Genomic DNA, 19812 nt, shown 5'->3' with positions numbered 1-19812 from the left:
CGCCGTGCTACAGGCGGCCCAGGGTCCGCAGGCCCGGCAGCGCCCTGCCGTCGAAGTCGAACAGGGCCTGGTTCTCCCAGCCGTTGCCGCTCGCGGGGTCGGCCGGGTCCCAGCCCGCGCCCTCGACGCCGGTCCAGGTCGCCTCCCACCAGAACACGCCCTTGCCCAGGCCGTCGGGCACGGCCCGCATCACCGCCGCGATCTGCTCGAGCCAGTACGTCTGGTTCTCGGGGCTCGAAGGGAACCCGGCGACCGGTTCGGGGTCGGTGATGATGTTCGCGAACCCGTCGGAGTCCTCGGTGGTGAACGGGTAGGCCGTCTCGACCAGGTACAGCGGCTTGCCGTAGCGGGTCGCGAGGTCGTTCAGGTTCGCCCCGAGCGCCGACAGCTCGCCGTGCCAGTACGGGTAGTACGAGGCCCCGACGGCCTCGAACGGGACGCCGTTCGCGACCGCGTTGTCGAAGAACCACCGGAACGCGCCGTTGTCGCCGCCCTCGGCCAGGTGCAGGATCGACTTGGCCGACGGCACCGTGTCGGCCACCGCCTCGCATCCGGCCGTGAGGAGTTCGGCCATCTGCTCCAATTGGTCCCAGCGCCCGTCGGGCCACAGCAGGCCGCCGTTGGTCTCGTTGCCGATCTGCACGAGGGTCGGCTTCACCCCGGCGCGCCGCAGCGCGGTCAGCACCTCCGCGGTGTGCTCGTACACCGCGGTCTTCAAGTCCGCGAACGACAGTGAGGCCCACGCGGCGGGCTTGTGCTGCTTGCCGGGGTCGGCCCAGGCGTCGGAGTAGTGGAAGTCGACCAGCAGGTCCATCCCGGCACGCTTGGCGCGCTTGCCGAGCGCGACGACCTGGTCCTTCGTGTTGTAGCCGTCGACCGGGTCGACCCACACCTTGGCGCGGATGCAGTTGACGCCGTTCTCGGCGAGGATCTCGACGGCGTCGCCCTTCCTGCCGTTCGCGCGGCGGTACACCGCGCCGTAGTCCTCGTTCTTGATCAGGCCCGAAATGTCCGCGCCGCGGACGAAGCGGTCCTTCCCGGGCCTGTCGCCGCGGCCGTCGACGACCTCGGCCAGTGCGGGGGTGGCCGCCGCCGCGGCGACGCCGAACGCGCCGGCCGCGATGAGTGCGTTTCTGCGCTTCATGTGTTCGCTTCCTTGATTCGAGGGGAGGGGGTTTCTGGGCCGGTCCCCTCTCGAGGAGACCGGCCCTTCCGGAGGGGAGCGATGCTCCTAAAGGGTCCCGAGCGTCTTCAGCGCGGGCGTGACCTTCCACGAGTAGTCGAACAGCGCCTGGTTCTCCCAGCCGTTGCCGCTGCTCGGGTCGGCCGGGTCCCAGCCGTTGCCTCTCACGGCGGTCCAGGTCGCCTCCCACCAGAACACGCCCGCGCCGCGGCCGTTCGGGACCGCCTTGACGACGTTCGCGACGGCCTTGAGCATGTTCGACTGGCCCGTGGTCGTGGCGGGGTAGCCGGACACCGGTGTGGACGACGAGACGATGTTGGCGAAGCCGTCGCCGTCGCCGGAGGTGAACGGGTAGGCGGTCTCGACCACGTACACCGGTTTGCCGTACCGGGACGCGATGTCGTTGAGGTTCGACTGGAGGCCCGAGAGCGATCCGTGCCAGTACGGGTAGTACGAGGCGCCGATCGCGTCGAACGGCACGCCGCGGCTGCGCATGGCGTCGAAGAACCACCGAAACACCGAGTTGTTGCCGCCCTCGGCCAGGTGCAGCATGACCTTGGCGCCGGGGGCCTTCGCGCGGACCGCGTCGGCGCCCGAGGTCATCAGCTGGCCGAGCTGGTCGAGCCTGTCGTATCGGCCGTCGGGCCACAGCATCCCGCCGTTGGTCTCGTTGCCGACCTGCACCATCTGCGGGGTCGCGCCCGCGGCGGCGAGCGCGCCGAGCACGTCCGCGGTGTGGTCGTAGACGGCCGTCCGCAGCTGCGAGAAGCCGTAGCCGCTCCAGGCCGCGGGCTTGGTCTGCTTGCCGGGGTCGGCCCAGGTGTCGGAGTAGTGGAAGTCGACGAGCACGTTGAGCCCCGCGGCCCGGGCGCGCCTGGCGACGTTGACGACGTGGGTCTTGTTGTTGTAGCCGTCGGCGGGGTTGACCCACACCTTCAGCCGGATCCAGTTGACGCCGCTCTTCTGGAGGATCCAGATCGGGTCCTCCCGGTAGCCGTCGGCCCACATGTAGGTGCCGCCGAGGGCCTCCGACTTGGCGAGGCTGGAGATGTCGGCGCCGCGCGCGAACGCGGTCTGCGCCGAGGCCGCGGTGCCGCTGCCGAGGACAGCGAGTGCCGGGGCGGCCACGGCGGCCGTGAGGGCGGTTCTTCTCTTCATTGAGACATCACTCCCTGATGGTGATTCTTAGGGGGCGGCCCCGCAGGGGCGCGGGGCCGCCGAAGGTCAGGCCAGGACGACGACCCCTCCGGCGGGGACCGCGACGCCGTCTTCATGGGCGTCGCCGGTGAGGACGTCGGTGCCCCGGAGGTCGGGGACGGTGGCGTCCTGATCGCCGTGGTTGATCAGGAAACTCAAGGAGCCGCGGCGCACGAGCTCGACGCGGTCGGGAAGGTTCGCGGGGCGCCGGACCCCGGCGGCGTCGAGGACGCCGGCGAGCAGTTCGCGCAGGCCCGTCTCGTGGTCCAGCGCGGTCGCGGCGTACCAGGCGCTGCCGGCGCCGACGCGGTGGCGGGTGAGGGCCGGGCGGCCGGCGTCGGGCCCGTCGGCGAAGGCCGCGACGGCCTCGGCGCCGTCGAGGCGCACGTGCTCGGACCAGATGCGGCCGGTCGCCCCCGAGGTGAGGGCGAGCCGGGCGCCCTCACGCACGGGGTGGAACTCCTCGACCCACAGGCCGAGGGTGTCGCGCAGCACCGAGGCGTGCCCTCCGGGGTGGACGGTGTCGTGTTCGTCGACGATCCCGGAGAAGTAGGAGACGAGCAGGTGCCCGCCGCCTTCGACGTAGCCGCGCAGGTTCTTCGCGGCCTCGGCCGTCAGGAGGTACGAGGAGGGGGCGACGACCGCCTTGTAGCGGCCGAGGTCGGCTTCGGGGTGGGCGAAGTCGACGGTGACGTGCTGCTTCCACAGCGACGAGTAGTAGGCCTCGACGCGTTCGCGGTACTCGAGTTCGACCGTGGGCCGCCATTCGAGCTCGAGGGCCCACCAGGACTCCCAGTCCCACAGGACCGCCACCTCCGCCGTCACGTCGGTGCCGACGACGGCGGCGAGCTTCTTCAGGTCGTCGCCGAGGGACACGACGTCGCGCCAGACCTGGGTGTCGGTGCCGCCGTGGGGGAGCATCGCGGAGTGGAACTTCTCGGCCCCGGCGCGGGAGGCGCGCCACTGGAAGAACATGAGGCCGTCGGCGCCGCGCGCGACGTGGGCGAGGGAGTTGCGGCGCATCTCGCCGGGGGTCTTGGCGATGTTGCGCGGCTGCCAGTTCACCGCGGAGGTGGAGTGCTCCATGATCATCCACGGGCCGCCCGCGACCGCGCGGGTGAGGTCGGCGCTCATGGACAGCTCGATCTCGTGCTCCTCGCGCTCGGCGATGAGGTAGTGGTTGTTGGAGACGACGTCCACTTCGGGCGCCCACCGGAAGTAGTCCATGTCCTTGCAGTTGGGGACCATGAAGTTCGTGGTCGCCGGGGCCGCCGAGTGGCGGGCGATGACGTCTCGCTGGAGCCGGTAGTTGCCGATGTGGGCGTCGTTGGAGAAGCGCATCCAGTCGAGCCGCAGCGCCGGGTTGACGCCGGGAGGGGCGGTCGCGGGGGCCTCGACCTCGTCGAAGCCGCGGTAGACCAGGCCCCAGAAGGCGGTGCCCCACGCCTCGTTGAGGCGGTCGACGTCGCCGTACTTGTCGGCGAGCCAGGCGCGGAAGGCCTCGGCGGAGACCTCGCAGTAGCACTGGACGTTGGCCCAGCCGTACTCGTTGTGCAGGTGCCACATCCGGACGGCGGGGTGCGATCCGTAGCGGGCGGCCAGCTGCTCCACGATGGACGCGCACGCCTCGGCGTACACGGGGTGGGAGGGGCACACGCCGTGGCGCGAGCCCGAGGCCAGTGCGCGGCCCTCGGCGTCCACGAGGCGGATCTCGGGGTGGGCCCGGCGCAGCCACGACGGCGGGGCCGAGGTGGGGGTGCCGAGGTCGACGCCGATGCCGCCCTCGTGCAGGAGCGCGATGACCGCGTCGAGCCCGCTCCAGTCGTACTCGCCGGGGGCGGGTTCGATGATGCCCCAGTTGAAGACCCCGAGGCTGACGAGGTTCACGCCCGCCTCGTTCATGAGGCGGACGTCCTCGCGCCAGACCTCCTCGGGCCACTGTTCGGGGTTGTAATCGCCTCCGTAGCGAATGGTCTGCACGCCGTCTCCTGTGAGGTTCCTTGCACAAATGCCTGTGAACGTGCACAGTACTCCACGAGCAGCACTCACGCAAGCTGAGGATCCAGCGCTCGCCGTTTCGAAATTGTGATCGTTTCATGAAGAATTATTGCCATGGAAGCGGACAATCGGTGTAAAACTTGGTTGCTAACTGAGGCCTGAGTCGCTAGATTCGTGTAAACGTTCACAGTCGGGTGGTGCCCATCACGACCCGACTCCCCTCATTCACCGAGACAAGGACTTGACATGCGCAGCAAAGGTGCTAACGCGGGACCCTCCATGAACCGGCGGAACCTCCTCGCCCTCGGCGGAGGCGTCGCCGCCGCCGGTACCCTCGCCGCCTGCGGCGGCCCCGAAGAGGAGACGGCCGAAGAAGGCGGCCTCGACTGGGACGCCGACGCACAGCAGTACGTCATCGAAGAGGAGATCGCCTCGGGCGAGGTCCCCCTCAAGCTCTGGTTCGAGAACGAAGACCTCGCCAACGCCCAGATCGCCGCGTTCAAGGAGGCGTTCAAGGACGTCTACCCCGACATCGCGTTCGAGTACGAGCTCGTCGCCCAGAACGACGCCGTCTCCGAGATGTCCCTCGCCGGCGAGGCCGGCAACGGCGGCGACGTCTTCATGAGCTTCTACGACCAGGTCGCCCGCGCGATCGAAGAGGGCACCGCCGCGCCCCTCGGCGAGTACGAGTCCGTCCTCAAGGACCGCATGGCCGAGAACTTCGTCAGCGCCGTCACCGGCGAGGACGGCCAGATGTACGCCGTCCCGGTCACCACCGAGTCGATCGCGCTCATGTACAACAAGACCCTCCTCAAGTCGATCACCGGCTCCGACGAGCCCGCGACCACCTGGGAGGACGTCCAGGCCGTCGCCGCCGACTACAACGACCCGGCGAGCAACCGGTGGACGATCCGCTGGGTCCCCGGCGAGATCTACTACTCCTACTCCGTGCTGTCCTCCATGGGCTGGCAGGCGTACCCGGGCGGCGACGTCAACGAGCCCGGCTTCGACGACCCGGCGCTGGCCGAGGCCCTCGAGTACTACAAGGGCCTGCGCGGCGTCTGGAACGTCCCCAGCGCCGACGCCACCCCCGAGACCGTCGAGGCCGAGTTCGCCGCCGGCAACACCCCCTACATCATCACCGGCCCCTGGGCCTTCAGCGCCTTCAACACCGGCGCCGCCGACAACGCCTTCGAGTACGGCGTCACGCCGATCCCGTCCGCCGCCTCCGGCGACCCGGCGTCCTCGTTCGCCGGCATGCACGTCATCGCCGTCTCGGCGTACACGAAGTACCCGGCCGCCGCGCGCGTCTTCGCGAACTTCCTCGCCTCCGACGCCGGCGCCGCCGCGCTCTACGCCACCACCGGCCAGATCCCGGCCCTCAACCCCGACCTGCTCACCGGCATCGCCGGGCTCGCCGAGGACCCGCACGTCGCCGGCATCGTGGCCCAGGGCGCGCAGGCCGACCTGTTCCCGCAGCTGCCCGAGTACTTCTGGTCCACCGCCAACGAGATGACCGTCGCCGTCTGGGACGACCTGTCGTCCGCATCGGACGCCGCCGCCGCGGCGGCCGCGGGCTACGACGAACTCGCCGGACTCTGAGGGAACGACGCCGCAGATGAGCACCGCTCAGCAGAGCAGCGGGCCACCCGCACCGGTGCCGGGCATTGCCTCGGCGCTGGTGTGGGGCTTCGGCCAGCTGATCAACCGCCAGGCCGGCAAGGCCGCCTTCTTCTTCGCCTTCTTCGCGGCCCTGATCGGCTGGGAGATGGGCACCGGCAACTACTACGCCGGCATGGAGTTCACGCCCCGGTCCAACGGCGGGTTCTTCGTCCGCGGACTGTGGGGCCTGTTCACGCTCGGGACCCAGCCGCGCCAGATGACCGTCACCGGCCTGACCGAGGGCGACAACTCGATCGTCCTCATGGCCAACGGCCTCATCAGTCTCCTGACCCTGGCCCTGCTGGCCATCGTCTGGATCTGGAGCATCCGCGACGCCCACTCCTACCGCAGGCGCCTGAACGCCGGAGCCGCCCCCGAGACCTCGCGCGCCTACTTCCGGCGCATCTGGGACGGCGCGTTCGCCTACATCGTGCTGTCGCCCGGCCTGATCCTGATCGTGTTCATGTCGGTCCTGCCGGTGCTCTTCGGCATCCTCGTCGCCTTCACCGACTACAACAGGGACAACCTCCCGCCGAAGAACCTCGTCCACTGGGTCGGCTTCGAGAACTTCGCGACCATCTTCGCCGTCCCCTCCTGGACCGCCACGTTCATCGGCGTCCTCGGCTGGACCTTCGTGTGGGCCATCATCGCCACCGCGACCACCTACGCCGCCGGATTCCTCCAAGCGGTCCTGCTCGCCAACAAGAAGGTCAGGTTCCCGCGTGTGTGGCGCTCGGTGTTCCTGCTGCCGTGGGCCGTCCCCGGCATCGTCTCCGCGCTGGTGTTCCGCTCGATGTTCAACGGACAGTTCGGGCCCGTCAGCCAGTGGCTGGTCGACATGGGCATCACCGACGAGCGCGTCTACTGGTTCACCGACCCCTCGCACCCGAACCTGGCCCGCGCCGTCGCGCTCCTGGTCAACCTGTGGCTCGGGTTCCCGTTCTTCATGGCCCTGGTCGGCGGAGTGCTCACCAACATCCCCGACAGCTACTACGAGGCCGCCCGCATGGACGGGGCCGGACCGCTCCAGCAGCTGCGGCACATCACCCTGCCGGTGGTCCACAAGACCGTCGCCCCGCTCCTGATCCTGGCGTTCGTGTCCAACTTCAACAACTTCGGGGTGATCTACTTCCTCACCCAGGGCGGCCCCGACAACGCCGACTACCGGTTCGCCGGCAGCACCGACCTACTCATCACCTGGCTGTTCAACCTCACGCTGGACAACCGGCTCTACAACATCGGCGCGGTCATGAGCATGTTGATCTTCGTCATCGTCGGCACCATCTCGGTAGTGAACCTCAACCGCTCCAAGGCGATTCGGGAGCTGTGAACCAATGAGCACACAACAGGCGCCCACCGCCGACCCGGCCCGCCGGGCCCGCGACGCCCGCAGGCGCCGCCACACCGCGCCCCGCGGCGAACGCATCGCCGCCGCGTTCCTCCACCTCGAACTCCTCGTCGTCGCCGTCATCGTCGTGTTCCCGCTGATGTGGATCGTCGGCGCGTCCTTCAGCCCGGGCACCGGCCTGGCCAACGCCAGCCCGATCCCGGCCGACGCGACGGTCGAGCACTACGTCTCGCTGTTCACCGAGACCGACTACGGCCGCTGGTACCTCAACTCGCTGTACGTCGCCACCCTCAACATGATCGGCTCGGTCGTGCTGTCGGCCCTGTGCGGCTACGTGTTCTCCCGCATCAGGTTCCGGGGCCGCAAGGCCGGGCTCCTGGGGATCCTCATCCTCCAGATGTTCCCGACCTTCCTCACCGCCATCGCGGTGTACATGCTGTTCCTCAACTTCGGGCTGCTCGACTCGCTCACCGGCCTGGCCCTGGTGAGCATCGCCGCCGCCCTGCCCTACAACACCTGGCTGATGAAGGGCTACACCGACGAACTGCCCGCGAGCCTCGACGAGGCCGCGGCGATCGACGGCGCGAGCCGCTGGACGGTCTTCGTCAAGATCATCCTGCCGCTCATGCGACCCATGCTCACCTTCGTGGCGATCACGCAGTTCACGATGCCGTGGATGGACTTCATCCTCCCCGCGCTGCTGCTCCAGAGCCCCGAGAAGCAGACCGTCGCACTCGGCCTGTTCGCGATGATCGAGGACGTCTACCAGAACGCGTTCACGACCTTCGCCGCCGGCGCGGTCATCCTCGCCGTCCCGATCACCATCCTCTACATCGTCCTCCAGCGCTACCTGGTGACCGGCGCGAGCGCCGGCGCCGAGAAAGGCTAGAACACTCATGCTGCCGCCCATCCGGGGTGCCGACGTCTCCATGACCGCCGAGATCGAAGAGCGCGGCGCGGTCTTCCGCTCGGGCGGAACCGAACGCGAACTGCTCGGCCTCCTCGCCGAGAACGGCGTCAACTGGATCCGCCTGCGCCTGTGGGTCGACCCGCGCGACGAGGACGGCAACCCGTACATGGGCGGCACCAACGACCTGGAGACCACGATCGCGCTGGCCCGCCGCGCCAAGGCCGCGGGCCAGCGCCTCCTGCTCGACCTGCACTACTCCGACTTCTGGACCGACCCGAAGAAGCAGTCCACCCCCAAGTCCTGGCGCCACCTCAAGGGCGCCGACCTTCAAGCGCGCGTGCACGACTGGACCGCCGAAGTCCTCGCCGCACTCGACGCGGCGGACGCGTACCCGGACATGGTGCAGGTCGGCAACGAGATCACCAACGGGATGCTCTGGCCCGAAGGCAGGACCCCGAAGTTCGACGACGGGGACCGGGCCTTCGAAGGCGAGGACGTGGCCGCGTTCGACCGCCTCGCCGGGCTGCTCAAGGCCGGCGCCGCCGCCGTCCGCGAGTCCGGGGACGCGACGGTGATGCTGCACCTCGACTTCGGCGGCGCGAACGAGCTGTACCGCGGCTGGTTCGACCAGGTGTCGGACACGTCCAGCGCCGCCCGCGGCGTGGACTTCGACGTCATCGGCCTGTCCTACTACCCGTACTGGCACGGCACCCTCAAGGACCTGGGCGAGAACCTCAACGACCTCGCCGGTCGCTACGGCAAGGACCTCCTGGTCGCCGAGACCGCCTACGCGTGGACCGGCGACGAGCCCGAGGGCCACCACCAGGTCTTCAAGCCCCCCATGGCCGAGACGGGCGGCTACGAGGCCTCGCCCGAGGGCCAGACGGCGTTCCTGCGCGACCTGTACGCCACGGTCGCCGCCGTTCCGGAGGGCCGCGGCCTGGGGATCGTCTACTGGGAGCCGGCATGGCTCCCGGTGCCGGGCACCACCTGGGCCTCGCGCGCCGGGATGGAGTACGGCGACGACGTCGTGGACGAGGCCGGCAACTCCTGGGCCAACCAGGCCCTCTTCGACTTCGACGGGAACGCCTTGCCGTCGCTGCGGGCGCTCGGCGGCGCCACCGGGTAGGAACCGCGCCGGGGCCGCCTCCCCCTTGGGCGGACCCGGCGCTCCCCGCCGCGCACGGGTCCGGGCGCTGGCCCGACCCGACTGGCGGCGGGGGCGATAATGAGTGAGACACAAGGGAGAACTGAGCATCTTGGCACGCAAACGACCGACGATCCACGACGTCGCCGAGGCCGCGGGGGTCTCGCGCGGCACGGTCTCGCGGGTCCTCAACGGCAAGTCGAACGTCTCGCTGTCGGCCGAGACGGCGGTCCGCCGGGCGGTCGCGGAGACCGGTTACGTCGTGAACCGGGCCGCGCGCAGCCTCGTGACCAGCCGCACGGGCTCGATCGTCATGGTGCTCTCCGAACCGCAGGAGCGCCTGTTCGAGGACCCGAACTTCTCGGTGCTCATGCGCGTGGCGACCAACCAGCTCGCCGACCGGGACATGTCCCTGGTGCTCATGATCGCCGGCGACGACGGCGGCCGCGAACGCGTCGCCCGCTACCTGCGCGGCGGCCACGCCGACGGCGCACTGCTCGCCTCCACGCACGCCGGCGACCCGCTGCTCGAGGAGATCGAGCGCGCGGGCATCCCGGCCGTCGCCTGCGGCGCGGTCCTCGGACGCGAATCGGTCATCCCGTACGCCGCCGCCGACGAGTACGGCGGCGCCCGCGTCATGACCGAATACCTCGTCGGGAAGGGCCGCCGCAAGATCGGCATGATCACCGGCCCGATGGACACCCCCGGCGGGTCCCTGCGCCTGGAGGGCTTCACGAGCGTGCTGGGCCGCAAGGCCGGCAAGCAGATGATCGTCCACGGCGACTACACGCAGGCCGGCGGCGAGACCGCGATGAAGCGGCTCCTCGCGGCCGTCCCCGACCTCGACGCGGTGTTCGTCGCCTCCGACCTCATGGCCGCCGGGGCGCTCCAGGCCCTGCACGACGCCGGGCGGCGCGTGCCCGCGGACGTGGCGGTCGGCGGCTTCGACGACTCGGCGATCGCCTCGGCGACCCGCCCGGCCCTGACCACCGTCCGCCAGCCCCTCGAGAAGGTGGCCGAGGAGACCGTCCGGCTCCTCATCGCCCTCCTCGAAGAAGCGGAGGTCGCACCCGTGATCCTCCCGACCGAGCTGGTCGTGCGCGACAGCGCCTGAGACCGGACGCGAAGGCGCCGTGGCCCCCACCGGGCGCCACGGCGCCGCACCTGCTCAACCGGCGCGCGACTCCGCCGGCTCGGGGACGTTCGCGGCCATCGCCGCCACGCACCCGGCCGCCAGGATCAGCAGGCCCGCCACCGCGACGATCTCGCCCGCGCCGTGGCCCGCCGACGGCAGGTCCTCGCTGATGACCAGGTCGCCGGCGTACAGCATCATCGTCCCGGCGAACCCGCCGAACGCCCAGGCCATCCGGGTCTCGTGGCAGCGCCACACGAAGAACAGCGCCGACCACAGCACCAGCAGCGGGATGAGCGTCAGCGACAGTCCGTAGACCCCCGCGTCCGCCCGGACGCCGTCGACCGATCCGAGGTGCCAGAAGTCGAGTCCGCCTCCGCCGGTGTCGACCCACGGCATGAACATCGAGCCGGCCACGAGCATCGAGCCGCCGAGAGCGGCCAGGCCGCCGGCGCGCGAGTACAAGGTCGAGGGCGTGCGCTCCATCTTCCACCTCCGGTTGTCGAACCGTTGAGGACTCAAGCGCACCACCGCCGCCGACCAGCGTCAACGTTCTTGACGCATTCTTGACATCGGAATGCTGAAGCGTCCAGAGGCGGCCGTGCGCCCCGGCCCCGCGAGACCGCGCGAAGCGCACCTGATTCTCCCGAGTTCCCGTGCCGCGCCGCCTCCGGCCATATAGTCCCTTGCGGACATCCAGTCGCGGCGGCGAACGACCGCCGCGCCGTACCAGGGAACGGAGCAGCATGACCATGACCGATGAGCGCAGCGCCACCGGCCGTACGACCGCACTTCGCCGCCGCACGCTCGCGGCGGCCGCAGCAGCGCCCCTCGCACTGCTCGCCGTCGGCGCCGTGCCGGCCGCGGCCGCGGAGGACCCGGCCAAGCCGGCGACCGACCGGCCGCAGACGATCAACGTCCCGATCGAAGCCGCCGGTGAGATCAGCATCGACGGCCGGACCTACGAGACCGGACCGCTCGAAGGGCAGGTCAACCTGCACCAGGAGCGGCAGAACGGCGCCTTCGCGTCGGACGGCGTCCTCTACAACCCGGTCGGCGAGGTCGGCGACCTCGGCCAGATCCGCGTCACCACCGTCGACCGGGAGAAGGCCCGGGCCGACAAGGACGACCCCGCCGCCTACCAGGAGATCGTGCTCTCGTTCGAGATCGAGCAGCTGGCGGGGGTCACGAGCGAAGGCCCGGTCGTGTTCGAGACCGCGCCCTTCGCGCTCGCTCCCGAAGAGGCCCTGGACGTCAAGGCGTTCCCGCCGGTGAACCAGCAGCTCAGCATTCCCGAGGGAGTCCACCTCGTGGAGCCGGGCACCGACTCGGCCGCCGGCCTGCTCGAAGCGTTCACGGTGACCGTCAACCCGTCCGAATAACGCGGAACACCCGGGCCGGGGGCACCCCGGCCCGGGTGCGGCTCAGCGCTTCCGGCAGCCCTCGTAGCCTTCACTGTGGAGGCGGCCCCAGCTCACCCGCGCCGAGGCCAGGAGCCCGTCGATCGACTCGACCCCGTGCTCGCGCCGCTCGGCCACCAGCACCTTCGCCGCCGCGCGCGCGTCGGCCTCGGCCCGGTGGTGGTCCCCGAAGACGATCCCGGCCGCCCGCGCCACCCGCGGCAGCGTGTACGAGTCCAACTGCCAGGTCTGCCGGGCGATGACCAGCGTGCACGCGTACCGCAGCGTCGGCGGGCGGATCCCCGCCGCGCTGTTCGCGCCGCGGATCACCGACGTGTCGAAGGCCGCGTTGTGCGCGACGACGGGGGAGTCGCCGATGAAGTCCCGCAGCTGCGACCACACCGCCGGCCACCGCGGGGCGCCCACCACGTCGGTGCGCCGGATCCCGTGGATCGCCGTGTTGCGCGCTTCGAACCGGTCGTGCCCGTCGGGCGGGCGGATCAGGGTCGCGTACGACTCCTTCTCCTCGTCACCGGAGAAGCGGACCACCGCGACCGAGCACGCGCTGGCCCTGCTGCCGTTGGCCGTCTCGAAGTCGATCGCCACCCATGAGTCCAACGGTCCGATCCCCTCTTCCGCCGTGCGACGCACGACGGTAGCACCGGGCGCTCACGCCGCCTCGCCCGCCGCCGCTCCCGCGGCGGCGGCCTCTGCCGCGAGCCTGCGCAGGTGCGCGTGCGCGTACTCGCAGACCACGGCGTGCCGGTAGACCGCGCGCGGCACGTCCGTGTTGGAGTCGGCCCGCACCGACAGGTCCCCGTTCTGCCAGCGCAGGAACGTCGGGTCGCCGGTGAGGTCGGCCAGGATCGCCAGGATCGAGTCGTCGAACCGCATCGAGTGGACGGCGCGCCGGTACTCGTCGGGGGTGAGGCACGCGGCGAACGGCAGGTTCATGAGGCACAGGGCCGTCTGGACGTCCAGCCGCATGAGCCGCCGCCGGCCCGGCTCGGGGTCCAGCGGCGGCATGTCGAGACCGGCGTAGTCGAGCGGGCCCGCCGGCGTCATGTCCAGGGCCGCGAGCACGACGTACACGTTGACGTCGTGCTCGATCACGGCCTTGTTCCCGAGCCCGGCGAGGTCGGTGGGGCGCAGCGCCACCGGGTCGATCGGGGTGGCGGTGTTGCGGACGATGAAGTTGAGCAGGTTCGTCTCGATCACGAAGTGCCTGATGAGCAGTTCGACCGCGAGCGGGGACACGAACCGGCGCAGGAACCAGATGCAGAGCCGGTCCATGAGCCGGTGCGTGGTCCACCGGATCGGCGTCAGGCGCTTGAGGACGACGATGACCACGGCGAGCACCCGCGACACGGGCCGGGCGACGGGGTAGAGCCAGGTGCGCGTCCACCGGCGCTGGTCGTCGGCGATCATGCGCACGGTCTCGCGGTCCAGCGGCACCGACGGGTCGGCGACCACGGCGTCCCACATGGGCGGGTCGTCGCGCAGCTCAGACATTGTCGAGTTCTTCCAGTTGGAGCGCGTACAGGCGGGCGACGATCTTGGCGGTCTTGACGATCGCGTCCGCGGCGGGCGCGTCGACGCGCGGGGAGGCGAGGATCGCCTGGAGCTTCGCGAAGTGGTCGTCGTCGGCCTCCCCGTGGTAGGCCAGGAAGCTGACCTGGTCGTCGCGCAGGTCCAGGAGCTTCTTGAACCGGGCGGCCCATCCGGCGGCCTTGCCGGTGCCCAGGCCCTCGATGATGAACATGGCCCCGAGCAGGCCGATCGGGTCGGGCTGGCTCGCGGTGTGGAACATGTACGCGGACAAGGCCTCCGAGCCGATGTTCTTCTCGCCGGCGCGGATGTCCTCGAGGGAGCCGCCGCAGGCCGCGTAGTTGCGCTCCAGCAGCATGAAGTCGCGGTGCTCCTCTTCGGCGTGGCCGATCGCGGCGCTGCGCAGGTCGAACAGGTCGACCGAGAAGTTGGAGGCGGCCCGGGAGATCCAGCGGGCGCCGTCGGCGACCTGCTGGCGCAGGTTGAACAGGAGCCGCCGGTAGTCCTCCATGGTGGCGGTGCCCTCTTCGAGGCGGGCCATGACCGGGACGGCGGCGAGGCGTTCCTCGAAGTCCTGCCACACCTCGTCCAGGCGCGCGAACACGCTCTCGGCGGGAGGCTCGGGCGCGGTGACCGGCTCCGGCGCGGGGGAGTACGTCGCGACGGGCGCGGCGGCGGACACGGAGCGTTCGGCGTCCACACAGGTCAGGTGCGCGAAGCCGAACTGGAAGCGCCCCGACTCGGGGACGGCCAGCAGGACCGTCTGGCCCGGTTCGAACCGCCCGGTCCGCCAGCACTCCTCCAGGGCGATGAAGATCGAGGCCGCGCCGGTGTTGCCGCGGGTCTCCAGGTTCGAGAACCACCGTCCGGTGTCGATGGACGCGCCGGTCTCGGCGAGGCGCTCGAACACGATGTCGCGGAAGGCGTTCGTCGAGTAGTGGCACAGGACGTGGTCGAGCCGCTTGAGGTCGATCAGGCCCTCTTTCGTCAGCGACTCGAACTCGCGCAGCCCCGCTTCGGCGAGCGCGCCGAGGGCGCTGGTGTCCTGGCGCAGCAGCATCATGCCGGCCTGTTCGGCCGCCGCGGCGCTGCCCATGTCCTGCCAGGTGCGCCCGGCCGCGGGGTCGGGCCCCTCGCCCATGCCCGCCCGCATGACCACGGCGTGCTCGTGGGCGAGCGAGACGGTGCGGACCCAGTCGACCCGCAGCGACGGCCGGTCGGGCCGGGGCTCGGCCTCGACCAGGACGGCGCCGGCGCCGTCGGAGAGCATCCACCGCAGGAAGTGCGCGTCGGCGTCCCCGCCGCCGTGGAACCTCGAGGCGCGCAGCCACCGGCTCGACAGCTCGGACCCGACCACGGCCGCGCGGCGCCGGTCGCCCAGGCGGACCTTCGCGACGGCCGCGTCCAGGGCCGCGAGGCTGGAAGCGCAGACGCCCGCGGCGGACAGGAGCTGCATCGGCCCGCCGCCGAGGCGCCCGTGGACCATCGACGCGAAGCCGGGCACGAGCAGGTCGCCCTGCGTGGTGGCGGTGGCGAGCATGTCGAGGTCGCGGGGGAGCGCGCCGCGGTCTTCCAGGACCGCCCGCAGCGCGGCGGCGGCGAGTTCCTCGTTGAGCTCGGTCGTGCGGCCCTGCGCGTCGAGCGCGTAGTGGCGCTCGGCGATGCCGTTGGCGGCGAGGATGCGGCGGCGGAGGCGGTCGCCGCGCTCGTCGACGCCGCCGAGGCGGGCCGCGATCTCGTCGTTGCCGACCGGGTCGCCGGGGAGGTACGCGCCGGCTGCGGTGATGTAGGCGTTCATGCCTCCATTGAGCAACGGGAAGGGTCCCGCGCGCAACGGCGGAACTACTCAAACCGCGGTGAGGAACTACTCATTCTCGCTGCTCAGTCGCCATCGATGCCCTGCTCGATGGCATACCGCACCAATTGGGCCCGATTGTGCAGCTGGAGTTTGGTGAGGATGTGCTGCACGTGGTTCTGCACCGTCCGCTGCGACAGGAACAGCCGCTCGGCGATCTCGCGGTAGTTGAGCCCCTTCGCGACCAGCCGCAGCACCTCGGTCTCCCGCTCCGACAGCTTCGGCTGCTCGGGTTCGTCCGCGTTCGCCAGGCGCCGGTACTCGCCGAGCACCAGGCCCGCCAGGCCCGGCGTGAAGACCGCGTCGCCCGCCGCCACCCGCTCCACCGCCTCGGAGAGCTCGGCGGCCGAGGCCGACTTCACCAGGTACCCGCGCGCCCCGGCCTTGATCGCCTCCAGCACATCGGAGGACTCGCCGCTGGCCGAGAGCACCAGGACCGCGGTGGGGCAGTCCTCGCCGAGGCTCTGGAGCACGGCCACCCCGGACAGGTCGGGCAGTTGCAGGTCGAGGATCGCCACGTCGGGCCGCAGGTCCCGGATCGCCTTGAGCGCCGCGCGCCCTTCGCCGAACGCGGCGAGCACCCGGTGCCCGGCCTCCTGGAGGTCCCGGCTGATCGCCTCGCGCCAGATCGGGTGGTCGTCGACCACGATGAGCGTCGCCATGTCAGCCCTCCTCGTTCGCGTTGCGCGGCAGGCGCAGTTCGATCTCGGTGCCCGCGCCGGGCGCCGAGACGACGGTCGCGGTGCCGCCGAGTTCCCTCATCCGTCCCTGGATCGACTGGGCCACACCGAGTCTGCCCTCGGCGGCGGCCTCGGCCAGCCGTCCGGGCGCCATGCCCGGGCCGTCGTCGCGGACCGTCACCTGCACCGCCTCGCCGTCGTCCTCCAGCAGCAGCCACACCCGCGTCCCCGCGGGGCAGTGCTCGCGCACATTGTCGATCGCGCTCGCCACGGCCGCCGCGACCTCGCGGGCGGTCGCGGTCGGCAGCGGCACCGGCGTGGCCGGGGCCGCGATCGTCACCGCCGGCCCGGCGTGCCGCCCGACCAGTTCACGCAGGTCGCGCCGCCCGTCGAGCGGGTGCCGGTAGGACTCGGAGACGATGAGCGCGCGCAGCGCCTCCTCCTGGCGGCCCGCCAGGCGCCCCAGTTCGGCGGCCTCGCCGCCGATCTCGTTGCCGCGCCGCTGGACCAGCGCGAGCACCTGGAGCACCGAGTCGTGGATGCCGCGGGCGAGGCGCTCGCGCTCGCGTGCGGCGGCGCTGCGCTCGGTCGCCCGGCGCGTGCGCTCCTCGGCCTCGACGCCGAGGCGCACCAGGTGCCCGAAGGTGAGGCCGGTCAGGACCAGCAGGGCCGCCTCGTTGACGGTGTTCTCGCTGATGCCGCCGCGAAAGACCATGCCGACCATGGCGATCACGCCGCCCGAGACCGCGCCGCTGCGCCGGCCCCACGCCGCGCCCCAACCGAGTACGGCCCCGGCCAGCCACGGCCCCAACGAGATCGGCACCGACCGGTCCGAGACCTCCAGCGCCCACGCCGAGGCCGCGACCGCCAGCGCCGTCACCGCGAGGTCCGCGTAGAGCACCCGCGGCTCGTACCCCCTTCGGGTGTACCGGTAGCTGACCGCACCGGTCCATCCGGCGAGCGCCGCGACCAGCAGGGCCGCCCAGACCGGATGCACCAGCGCGTCGAGCGAGATGACACCGAGCAGCACCGGATAGCCCAATGCGGCGAATCTGAACACCGCGACCGCGCGCCGCAACTGCGTCTGAATACCCACTGAGGAATTCTCGCAGCCGTCGCCGCCGCCCAAGGGCCCCAGTCGGAGGCGTCCCGCGGGCCCGGAAGCTGGAATCCGGTCACTAGAGTGGCGCCATGCCCTTCACCAACCCCCGGCCCGCCGCGATCAGCATCGATTTCGGTACCTCGCACACCGTCGCGACCATCCGCCGCGCCGACGGGCGGGTCCACCAGCAGCTGTTCGACGGCTCCCCGCAGCTGCCCTCCGCGGTGTTCATGGACGACGAGGGCGGCCCGGTCGTCGGCGCCGACGCGGTCCACTCCGGACGGCGCAAGCCCGACCGGTACGAGCCCAACCCCAAGCGGCGCATCGACGACGCCTCCATCCTCCTGGGCGAGACCGACATCCCCGTCACCAGCGTGATCGCCGCGGTCCTGTCCCGCGTCGCCCGCGAATGCGCCCACACCCTCGGCACCCTGGGCCCGGTCACCGTCACCGTGCCCGCCGCCTGGGGGCCCACGCGCCGCCACGTGGTCGCCGACGCCGCGACCGCGGCCGGACTCGGCGACGTCGACCTCGTCGCCGAACCGGTCGCCGCCGCGTCCTACTTCGTCGAGACCCTCGCCATCGACATCCCGCCCGGGTCCGGCGTGGTCGTCTACGACCTCGGCGGCGGCACCTTCGACGCGACCGTCCTGCGCCGGGCCACCACCGGTTTCGACGTCCTCGCCGTCGACGGCGCCCCCGACCTCGGCGGCCTCGACTTCGACCAGGCCCTCGCCGAACACCTCGCCGCGACGTTCCAGCCCGAGGACGAGCGCTGGGCCCGGCTCACCGCCCCCGAGACCCCGGCCGACCTGCGCCACCGGACCGCGTTCATGGACGAAGTCCGCCAGGCCAAGGAGCGCCTCTCCCGCTCGGCCTCGACCGAACTCACCATCCCCCTGCTCGACGCGGACGTCCACCTCACCCGCGACGAGGTCGAGCAGGTCTGCAAGCCGCTCGTGGAGCGCACCCTCCGCGTCACCCAGGGCGTCATCCGCGAATCCGGCCTCGCCAAGGAGCAGGTCGCCGCGCTGTTCCTCGTCGGCGCCGCCAGCCGGATGCCCCTGGTCGCCACCCTCCTGCACCGCGAACTCGGGATCGCCCCCGCCGCGATCGAGCAGCCAGAACTCGCCGTCTCCGAAGGCGGCCTGCTCGCCCAGCACACCGTCAGCACCCCTATCTCGGTGCCGAGCCCGGCCCTGCCGCCCCAGACCGCGCCCCCGCCGGCGGCGACCCCGGCCGCCGCTCCGGTCCCCGCCACGAACCAGACCATGCCGCTGCCGCACAACTCGGCGCCGCGCCCGCCCTCCCAGCCGACCCCGCAGGGCCTCGGGGCCATGCCCGGCCCGGTCACCCAGCCGCACATGGCGCCCCCGGTCCCGCCCGCCCACATGTCCGCGCCGACCGGCCCGTACCAGCAGCAGCCGCCGCCCGGGAAGGACGGCCCCTGGCTCAAGTCCAAACAGGGCATCACGGCCCTGTCGGTTGCCGCCGCGGTCGTGGTCCTCGCCCTCGCCGCGCTCGTGGCCTTCCAGTTCCTCCCGACCGGCGGCGACACCGGCGACATCACCGCCGACGGCAGCCAGACCGGGGACCCCGGCGACGACCCGAGCGCCGCCGACGACGAGGACGAGGAGGGCGACAGCGGCTCCGCGGCCTCCGGCGACGATGGCGCCTTCGTGCCCCTGTCCGAAGCCGTCCTCGGCGACCAGACCGCCGCCATGGACGCGGCCCACGTCGGCGCCGTCACCCAGGTGCGCACCGGCCAGGTCGACGGCGTCCCCGTCGCGGTCTCCGCCGGCGACGACAAGCTCGTCCGCGTCTGGGACCTCGAGACCGGCGCGGAGATCGGCGCCTTCCGCGGCCACAAGGACGTCATCGACCACCTCTCGGTCTTCGAGTACGAGGGCCGGTGGGTCGCCTTCTCGCGCGACGCCACCACCGAGGCCGTCTGGTACCTCGACGACCCCGAGAACCCGATCAACACCCGCGAGTCCACCTACGACACGATCTACTGGGCCGGCGTGCGGGACGACACGCCCGTCTACATCACCGACTACGAGGTCAAGCAGCTGTTCACCGGCGCGGTCCTCGGCGACGTGACCCTCGCCTACGGCGACTTCAACGTGCTGACCGGCATCGGCGGCGACCTGCACCAGGTAGGCGTCTCCGAGAACAGCGTCTTCGTGTCCGACCTCGCGACCGGCGAACCCGTCGGCGGCACGTTCGACCAGCTCACCATCGACGTCAGCGCCTTCACCGCCGGCACCGCCGCGGGCAGGGCCCTGGGGGTCACCGCGACCGGCGACGGCTCGATCCAGGCCTGGGACCTGACGACCGCCGAACCGTACGGCACCCCCGGCATGGAACTGCTCCAGCAGGTCTACGAGGTCGGGCTCACCGAACTCGACGGCAAGGCCGTCGCCGTGGTCCGCGGCAACCGGGGCATGAGCGTCTTCGACCTGGAGACCGGCGCCCAGATGGGCGAGGCCTTCGCGCCCCACACCGGCGCGGGAGAGGTGCTCACCGCCGCGATCGGCGCGGTCGACGGCCACCCGGTCGTCGTGATCGGCACCGGCGACGGCCTCGTCGAGGTCTGGAGCCTGTAAGCGCCGGACGGGCCGCGGCGGGACTCCCGCCGCGGCCCGCT

16 protein-coding genes are annotated in these 19812 nt (G+C 71.4%); 7 read left to right on the top strand and 9 right to left on the bottom strand.

Annotated features, from left to right (window positions below):
• Positions 1-7: 7 nt before the first annotated feature.
• From BLQ63_RS03005 to BLQ63_RS02995, 3 genes are all read right to left on the bottom strand, one after another.
• On the bottom strand, positions 8-1144 hold the full coding sequence (locus BLQ63_RS03005) for a glycoside hydrolase family 53 protein (RefSeq protein ID WP_091028064.1): 1137 nt from the start codon (positions 1142-1144) through the stop codon (positions 8-10).
• A gap of 87 nt (positions 1145-1231) precedes the next feature.
• A complete protein-coding gene (locus tag BLQ63_RS03000) occupies positions 1232-2341 on the bottom strand; it encodes a glycoside hydrolase family 53 protein (protein WP_091028061.1) in 1110 nt (369 codons plus the stop codon).
• 66 nt (positions 2342-2407) lie between these two features.
• Complete coding sequence (locus tag BLQ63_RS02995) at positions 2408-4360, bottom strand: beta-galactosidase (RefSeq protein ID WP_091028058.1); 1953 nt, start codon at positions 4358-4360, stop codon at positions 2408-2410.
• A 264-nt stretch (positions 4361-4624) separates the two neighbouring features.
• On the opposite strand from BLQ63_RS02995, the gene BLQ63_RS02990 reads away from it, so the two are divergent.
• The 5 genes from BLQ63_RS02990 to BLQ63_RS02970 all read left to right on the top strand — a co-directional run bounded on the left by BLQ63_RS02990 (position 4625) and on the right by BLQ63_RS02970 (position 10559).
• Positions 4625-5980, top strand: a complete 1356-nt coding sequence (locus BLQ63_RS02990) for an extracellular solute-binding protein (RefSeq protein WP_091028055.1) — start codon at positions 4625-4627, stop codon at positions 5978-5980.
• Between the two features lie 16 nt (positions 5981-5996).
• The gene (locus BLQ63_RS02985) at positions 5997-7370 is read left to right on the top strand and encodes a carbohydrate ABC transporter permease (RefSeq protein WP_091028052.1); all 1374 of its coding nucleotides are present in this window, start codon (positions 5997-5999) and stop codon (positions 7368-7370) included.
• Positions 7371-7374: 4 nt separating this feature from the next.
• Positions 7375-8277 (top strand): sugar ABC transporter permease, encoded by a 903-nt coding sequence (locus tag BLQ63_RS02980; RefSeq protein WP_091028048.1) that lies wholly within the window; start codon positions 7375-7377, stop codon positions 8275-8277.
• Positions 8278-8284: 7 nt separating this feature from the next.
• Positions 8285-9427, top strand: a complete 1143-nt coding sequence (locus BLQ63_RS02975; protein ID WP_091028044.1) for a glycoside hydrolase family 53 protein — start codon at positions 8285-8287, stop codon at positions 9425-9427.
• A 130-nt stretch (positions 9428-9557) separates the two neighbouring features.
• A complete protein-coding gene (locus BLQ63_RS02970) occupies positions 9558-10559 on the top strand; it encodes a LacI family DNA-binding transcriptional regulator (RefSeq protein ID WP_218125026.1) in 1002 nt (333 codons plus the stop codon).
• 54 nt (positions 10560-10613) lie between these two features.
• On the opposite strand, the gene BLQ63_RS02965 is transcribed toward BLQ63_RS02970, so the two are convergent.
• Complete coding sequence (locus BLQ63_RS02965; RefSeq protein ID WP_091028041.1) at positions 10614-11063, bottom strand: hypothetical protein; 450 nt, start codon at positions 11061-11063, stop codon at positions 10614-10616.
• Positions 11064-11323: 260 nt separating this feature from the next.
• On the opposite strand from BLQ63_RS02965, the gene BLQ63_RS02960 reads away from it, so the two are divergent.
• Positions 11324-11959, top strand: coding sequence for a hypothetical protein (locus BLQ63_RS02960; RefSeq protein ID WP_091028038.1), 636 nt, complete (start codon positions 11324-11326; stop codon positions 11957-11959).
• 42 nt (positions 11960-12001) lie between these two features.
• Here BLQ63_RS02960 and BLQ63_RS02955 read toward each other — a convergent pair whose 3' ends face one another.
• The 5 genes from BLQ63_RS02955 to macS all read right to left on the bottom strand — a co-directional run bounded on the left by BLQ63_RS02955 (position 12002) and on the right by macS (position 17156).
• Complete coding sequence (locus BLQ63_RS02955; protein WP_177154761.1) at positions 12002-12583, bottom strand: 3'-5' exonuclease; 582 nt, start codon at positions 12581-12583, stop codon at positions 12002-12004.
• 63 nt (positions 12584-12646) lie between these two features.
• Positions 12647-13489 carry a DUF6999 family protein gene (locus BLQ63_RS02950; RefSeq protein ID WP_091028031.1) on the bottom strand — a complete coding sequence of 281 codons (843 nt, stop codon included), beginning with the start codon at positions 13487-13489 and terminating at the stop codon, positions 12647-12649.
• Entirely contained in the window at positions 13482-15323 is a 1842-nt protein-coding gene (locus BLQ63_RS02945) for a 3-oxoacyl-[acyl-carrier-protein] synthase III C-terminal domain-containing protein (protein ID WP_091028029.1), read from the bottom strand. The genes BLQ63_RS02950 and BLQ63_RS02945 overlap by 8 nt, the downstream gene beginning before the upstream one ends.
• An 83-nt stretch (positions 15324-15406) precedes the next feature.
• Positions 15407-16042 carry a response regulator gene (locus BLQ63_RS02940; protein ID WP_091028026.1) on the bottom strand — a complete coding sequence of 212 codons (636 nt, stop codon included), beginning with the start codon at positions 16040-16042 and terminating at the stop codon, positions 15407-15409.
• 1 nt (position 16043) lies between these two features.
• Positions 16044-17156, bottom strand: a complete 1113-nt coding sequence (gene macS / locus BLQ63_RS02935; RefSeq protein WP_091028024.1) for a MacS family sensor histidine kinase — start codon at positions 17154-17156, stop codon at positions 16044-16046.
• A gap of 95 nt (positions 17157-17251) precedes the next feature.
• Between macS and BLQ63_RS02930 the strand changes: the two genes are divergently transcribed.
• Positions 17252-19771, top strand: coding sequence for an Hsp70 family protein (locus tag BLQ63_RS02930; RefSeq protein ID WP_091028021.1), 2520 nt, complete (start codon positions 17252-17254; stop codon positions 19769-19771).
• Positions 19772-19812: the final 41 nt, after the last annotated feature.

The sequence above is a fragment of the Glycomyces harbinensis genome (genome assembly GCF_900101745.1).
Taxonomy (GTDB): domain Bacteria; phylum Actinomycetota; class Actinomycetes; order Mycobacteriales; family Micromonosporaceae; genus Glycomyces; species Glycomyces harbinensis.
This window is presented reverse-complemented; position numbering and strand designations above follow the sequence as displayed.